This is a genomic window from Streptomyces chilikensis (genome assembly GCF_001642695.1).
Lineage (GTDB): Bacteria > Actinomycetota > Actinomycetes > Streptomycetales > Streptomycetaceae > Streptomyces > Streptomyces chilikensis.
On sequence record NZ_LWCC02000170.1, the window covers coordinates 1 to 6,084 of the forward strand.

Consider the following 6,084-nt stretch of genomic DNA (forward strand, 5'->3'; position numbering starts at 1 on the left):
CGCAGCCCCAGCCGCCGCAGCCCGCGCCGGCCCAGCCGCTGCCCGCCGAGTCCACGCCCGCGCCCGCCGTCCGGGCCACGCCCCGGCCTCCGCAGACGCCCCAGCCTCCGCAGACGCCGCAGACACCGGCTCCCGCGCAGCCCGCCGCCGCGCCCGCGGCGGAGGTTCCGGGCGAGAGCACCAACAGCACCCAGGGCCGCGCGTTCAGCGTCCGCACCCTCGGGCAGGGCGTGCCGTTCGCCGGCCGGCCCGGGCAGGGTCAGCCGACGCCCCCGCCGGCCGGTCCCGCCGCCAACGGCCGTCGCCGCAAGCTGGGCACCCGCGCGGCCGAGGCCGACGCCACGCCCGCCGGTCCCGCACCGGGCGGTGTCCCGGCGCTGCCCCCGGTGCCCCCGGCGCCGCCCATGGGTCTGCCCCGGCCGCACGTCCCCGCCGGGCGGCCGGGCCCGGCCGCCGACCACACCGTGGGCCGTTCCTACGCCATCGGCGCGCCCGACGCCGACGCCGCCGAGGGTCCCGAGCCGCTGGACGGTCCGGGCGGGGCCGTGGAGGTCTCGGACCAGCCGCAGCCGCGCCCGATGGACGACGAGCTGCCCCCGGAGCCCCTGGACAACCCGCGCCGTCTGCTGGTCTGGCCCGCACCGGACCCGACCACCCGGCAGGCGCTGAACGACCGCGGCTACCGCCCGGTGGTGGTCAACTCCCGCGAGGAGGTGGACGCCCAGATCGCGGCGTTCCCGGCCGCGCTGTTCGTCGACCCGCTGACCGGCCCGATCACCCGGACCGCCCTGCAGTCGCTGCGGGAGGCCGCGGTGGCCGCCGAGGTGCCGGTGATGGTGACGGCGGGGCTGGCGCAGGCGTCCCGCGAGGAGGCGTACGGCGCCGATCCGGCCGTGCTCTTCAAGGCGCTGGCGCCGCGGGACAGCGAGCAGCACCCGCCGCGGGTGCTGCTGATCGAGGGGCGCGACGCGATCGCCGTGGCGATGACCGCGTCGCTGGAGCGGCGCGGCATGCAGGTCGGGCGGGCCGTCGACGACACCCAGGCGGTGGCGGTCGCCGCGCAGATGCTGCCCAACCTGGTGGTGATGGACCTGATGCGGATGGACCGGAGCAGGGCCGGCATCCTCGACTGGCTCCGCGCCAACGGGCGGCTCAGCCGCACGCCGCTGGTGGTCTACACGGCGCCCGTGGAGCCGGCCGCGCTGCCGGCGCTGGCCTCGGGGGAGTCGGTGCTGTTCCTGGCCGAGCGGTCCACCGAGGAGGAGGTCCAGCAGCGTCTGGTCGACCTGCTGGCGCGCATCGGCACCAACTGACCCGCGCACACGGGGAGGGCGCCCCGCGGCAGAACCGCGGGGCGCCCTCCCGCCGTCCGGGGGACGTGCGGCCGGGCGGCCGTCCGTCAGAGGGTGGTGACGTCCAGCTCGCCGTCCGCGTACTGCTTCCGGATGACCTTCTTGTCGAACTTGCCGACGCTGGTCTTCGGCACCGCCGCGATCCGCGTCCAGCGCTCCGGCAGCTGCCACTTGGCGATGCCGCCCTCGCCGCCCAGGAAGTCGCGCAGTTCCTCGAAGCCGGTCCCGGCGCCCTCCGCGAGGACCACCGCGGCCAGCGGGCGCTCGCCCCACTTGTCGTCCGGCACGGCCACCACGGCGGCCTCGGCCACCTGCGGGTGGGCCATCAGCGCGTTCTCCAGCTCCACGGAGGAGATCCACTCACCGCCGGACTTGATGACGTCCTTGGCCCGGTCGGTGAGCGTCAGGAAGCCGTCCGCGTCGATCACGCCGACGTCCCCGGTCTTCAGCCAGCCGTCCGCGCTGAACTTGTCGTCCGGGCGCAGCGGTTCCCCGTCGGGGCCGTTGTAGTAGGCGCCCGCGATCCACGGCCCGCGCACCTCCAGCTCGCCGGCCGAGACGCCGTCCCAGGGCAGGCGCTCGCCGTTCGGGCCGGTCAGGCGGGCCTGCACACCGGCCGGGAAGCGGCCCTGGGTGGTGCGGTAGGCGAACTCCTCGTCGGAGCCCGGCTCGACGTGGGCCGGCGGGCGGGCCACCGTGCCCAGCGGCGAGGTCTCGGTCATCCCCCAGGCGTGCACCACGCGCATGCCGAACTCGTCGAACGCCTTCATCAGCGCGGGCGGGCAGGCGGCTCCGCCGATGGTGACCTGGGTGAGCGAGGAGACGTCGCGCGGCTTGGCCTTCAGGTCGGCCAGCAGGCCCTGCCAGATGGTGGGGACGGCGGCGGCGTGGGTGGGCCGGACGGTCTCGATCATCTCGGCGAGCGGGGCGGGCTGCAGGAAGCGGTCCGGCATCAGCATGTTGACGCCGGTCATGAAGGTGGCGTGCGGTATGCCCCACGCGTTGACGTGGAACTGCGGCACCACGACCAGGGAGGTGTCGCTGTCCGTCAGGCCCATCGACTGGGTCATGTTGACCTGCATGGAGTGCAGGTAGATGGAGCGGTGGGAGTAGACGACGCCCTTGGGGTCGCCGGTGGTGCCGGAGGTGTAGCACATGGCGGCGGCCTGGCGCTCGTCCAGCCGGGGCCAGTCGTAGGTCCCGGGCTTCCCCGCGAGCAGCGCCTCGTACGCGTGCACCTGGACGCCGGCGCCCTCCAGAACGGAGGTGTCGCCGGGGCCGGCCACCACGACGTGCTCGACGGTGGGCAGCTGGGGCAGCAGGGGCGCGAGCAGCGGCAGCAGCGTGCCGTTGACGACGATCACCTTGTCGGCGGCGTGGTTGACGATCCAGGCCAGCTGTTCGGCGGGCAGGCGGAGGTTGAGGGTGTGGAGCACCGCGCCCATCGAGGGGATGGCGAAGTAGGCCTCCACGTGGGCGCAGTTGTTCCACATGAGGGTTGCGACCCGGTCGTCGTCCCGGACCCCCAGGTCGTCCCGGAGGGCGTGGGCGAGCTGGGCGGCCCGGCGCCCCACCTCGGCGAAGGTGCGCCGCTCCGGCTCCCCCTCGCCGGTCCAGGTGATGACCTCCGAACGACTGTGGACGGTCGTGCCGTGGGCCAGGATTCGCGAAACCGTCAGCTCGACGTCCTGCATCGTGCTCTGCACCGGTGCCTCCCCGGGAAACGCGCGTCATTACGCGTGGGTAAGTTTCGGAGATTCTGCACAGATCGAGCCGCCGCCGTCACTACCCGGCGGGATGCAATTCCGGGTCCTTCCGCAGCTTGACCAGCGCGCGGGACAGGGCGGACTTCACGGTGCCCACCGAGACACCGAGCATTTCGGCCGTGCGGGCCTCGCTGAGGTCCTCGTAGTAGCGGAGCACCACGATCGCGCGCTGGCGGTCGGGGAGGCGGAGGACGGCGCGCCACACGGCGTCGCGCGTGGCCTGCAGCTCGGCCGGGTCCGCCGGGGCCGCGCCGGGTCCGCGGGGCTCGGGCAGGGTCTCGCTGGGGAACTCGTCGACGCGGCGGCGGCGCCACTGGGAGGTGCGGGTGTTGACCAGGGCCCGGCGGACGTAACCGTCGAGGGCGCCGTGGTCGGTGATGCGGTCCCAGTGGAGGTAGGTGCGGGCGAGGGCCGTCTGGAGCAGGTCCTCCGCGTCCCCGGGGTCGTTGGTCAGTGACCGGGCGGTGCGCAGCAGCACCGGCCGGCGGGCCTGGACGTACGACGCGAAGGAGGCGTAGGAGGTCGCACGCGGCGGTGGCGGTGACGTCCTGGCGGTCATGCGTCCACGCTAGGAGCGGCCGGGCCGCGGCGGATCGGCCACAGGGCCCGAACCTCGTCCCCCGCAGGTCGGAGAGGCGGACTCCGCCCACCTCCTGGAGACCGATGCCCCCCTAGGGGTTCCCTCGGGGGCGGCGGCGGACCCGGGGGCCGCGGCCGGGCCGCGCGGCCCGGCGCGGGCGGACCGCACGGCCCCGCACCCGAAGGGAACACGCGGCCCCGCACACGTGCGCGCGACGGCGGGTGGAGCACCGTCGCGCGCACGTGTATCCCCATGAAGCACGCTCTGTCCCACGTGGTCCGGTGGAGCGCTCAGCGCTCCGCCGGCCACGCCCCGCTCACCACGCGCCTCCGGCGGTGGCGGCCGCCCCGCCGACGGGAACACGGGCCGTGCGGATGTGTGCCATCAGATTCCTCCTGGTGCCGGTGGACGGTTCGGGTACCGAGTACAGAGGAGCGGTTTCTCCGCCGGGAGGCCGAAGTGCCGCGGCGGACGGGGCGGTTGACCGGACCGTCCCGGGAGTGTGTCGTCCTGGAACCAGAGATGCCCGCACCGTTCCGGGCAAACCGTCCGGAGCCGGTTGTTCCCCCGCAAGCGTGACGCCTTGCCGATGTCTGACCGACCGGGCTCCCGGAACGTCCGGTGACGGGTGACGCACGGACACCGCGCACGCGGCAATGCACACGTACGGAGTGGCGGTGACCGAAGTACCGCCACACGTACAGGTGAGTGTGGGGGCCGGGGGACAGGGCGCGGAGGCGCCCTTCCGGGAGACGTGCGGAAGACCGGGACCGGTGAGCGCGCCGGGAGCGAAAAAGCCCGGCAACAAAGGAATTTCCGGAGGGAAGCGGCGACACGGAAAGCGTTTCCGGCCGCCTTCGATCAGCGGCACGCGCGCGTGTCTATACCTACGCAAACGTCGAAATTGTAGAGAATGTTGCCCACTGCCCCAGTTGAAACTATGAAGTTTCGTTGCCGAGGAGCATGACATGCAGGTTCGCAGGTGGCTCCCAGACCAGCCCACCCGTATCGGCCGGCACGACTGGCCGGACGAGGGGGACAACGGAACACACATGCGCCTGCGAACCGGTTCCATCGTGGTGCTCGACCGGCAGGCATGGCGGATCCTGGAGATCAACGGTTACCCGGCCGACCCGTGGCCGAAGGCCTACGAGAAGGCGTGGCGCGACCACGTGGAGCTGTGGTGGCACGCCAACGAGCTGCGGCGGGCCGACAACCAGGCGGTCCGCCCGGCTCCCGACCGGACCGAGTTCTACAAGCGCCCGGTGGTCCTGGTGCTGCGCAACGAGAACCTGCCCCGCTCCGCGCCGAAGCACTGGTGCGCCCCCGCCAGCCACGACTGGCAGGTCCTGCCGGAGCACTACGCCGTCTGCCGCGCCTGCGGCGAACTGCCTCCCTGCCAGCACGGGGAGTACCGCTGGGAAGGCGGGCCCCGCTGGCCCGAGCAGAACGGCGGCATCCCGCTCATGGTGCCGGAGGGCTGCTGCATGGGGTGCGCCGAGCCGATCAAGCCGCGGGTGCGGACCGTGCGCTTCCCGGGCCCGAACCTCTGGTACCCGGACCTGGGGGAGGACACCGCGGTCTTCCACGCCCGCGCCGCCTGCGCCGACCAGGTCAACTGCTACCGGATGCAGTGGCAGACCGAGTACAGCCCGCGCCCCTCCCCGCACTCCGCCACCCTGGCGTTCCCCGGCTTCGAGCACTTCGTGCTGCCCCGTACGCGCAACGCCCCGGATCTGGCCCACCACGTCCAGCGGGCCTCCCAGGGGCCGGGCCCCGCGCAGCCTCCTCCGTCACGGCCCAGGGAGGAGGAGTACGTCCCCACGGCCGGTGACCCCGGCGTCTTCCACGGCCCCTTCGACGGGTACCGGGGGGAACCGGAGCCCGGCCCGGCACCGGCCGGACCACCGGTGCCGACGCCGGCACCGGCACCGGCACCGGCACCGGGCGGTTCCGAGCACGCGCATCAGCCGGCGTCCGCGTCCGGCCTGCCCGGCACGTCCGGCACGTCCGGCACGTCCGGCACGTCCGGCACGTCCGGCACGTCCGGCACGTCCGCGGTGGATCCGGCTCCGGCGGCCCGGCCCGTCCCGCCGGGGCCTCTCCCCCCCGCCGAGCCGTCCCCGCCCGTCGCCCCCTCCCCCTCCACCGAGGGCGCCGGGCTGGTCCTGCAGGCGGCGGAGGAGCTGGGCCTCTCCCTGGCCGGACGCCCGGCCTTCCACAACGCGGAGCAGGCGGCCCGGGTGATCGAGGAGCTCACCACCGCGGTCCGCAACATCGCGCTCTGCCTGAACGATCCGGCCGCCCGCGCGCGCTCCTGACCCCGGGCGTCCGGCACGCCCGGTCCGCGGGCGCGCCGGACGCGGATCCCCGGCACGGGCGTCAC

At 74.3% G+C, this 6,084-nt stretch carries 4 protein-coding genes; 2 read left to right on the forward strand and 2 right to left on the reverse strand.

Going from position 1 to position 6,084, the window contains the following annotated elements; genetic code table 11:
- Positions 1 to 1,313 (forward strand): response regulator (locus A2U95_RS30470; protein WP_476756117.1); only part of this gene is annotated, 1,313 nt, incomplete at its 5' end.
- Between the two features lie 86 nt (positions 1,314 to 1,399).
- On the opposite strand, the gene A2U95_RS30475 is transcribed toward A2U95_RS30470, so the two are convergent.
- On the reverse strand, positions 1,400 to 3,058 hold the full coding sequence (locus A2U95_RS30475) for a long-chain fatty acid--CoA ligase (RefSeq protein ID WP_166029023.1): 1,659 nt from the start codon (positions 3,056 to 3,058) through the stop codon (positions 1,400 to 1,402).
- Between the two features lie 79 nt (positions 3,059 to 3,137).
- The gene (locus A2U95_RS30480; RefSeq protein WP_166029025.1) at positions 3,138 to 3,677 is read right to left on the reverse strand and encodes a SigE family RNA polymerase sigma factor; all 540 of its coding nucleotides are present in this window, start codon (positions 3,675 to 3,677) and stop codon (positions 3,138 to 3,140) included.
- A 1,073-nt stretch (positions 3,678 to 4,750) separates the two neighbouring features.
- Between A2U95_RS30480 and A2U95_RS32220 the strand changes: the two genes are divergently transcribed.
- The gene (locus A2U95_RS32220; protein ID WP_240958449.1) at positions 4,751 to 6,019 is read left to right on the forward strand and encodes a hypothetical protein; all 1,269 of its coding nucleotides are present in this window, start codon (positions 4,751 to 4,753) and stop codon (positions 6,017 to 6,019) included.
- Positions 6,020 to 6,084 lie beyond the last annotated feature (65 nt).

Excerpts from the sequence above, each read along its gene's own strand:
- A2U95_RS30480 (WP_166029025.1), bottom strand. The coding sequence starts at position 3,677 with ATGACCGCCAGGACGTCACCGCCACCGCCGCGTGCGACCTCCTACGCC.
- A2U95_RS32220 (WP_240958449.1), top strand. The coding sequence starts at position 4,751 with ATGCGCCTGCGAACCGGTTCCATCGTGGTGCTCGACCGGCAGGCATGG.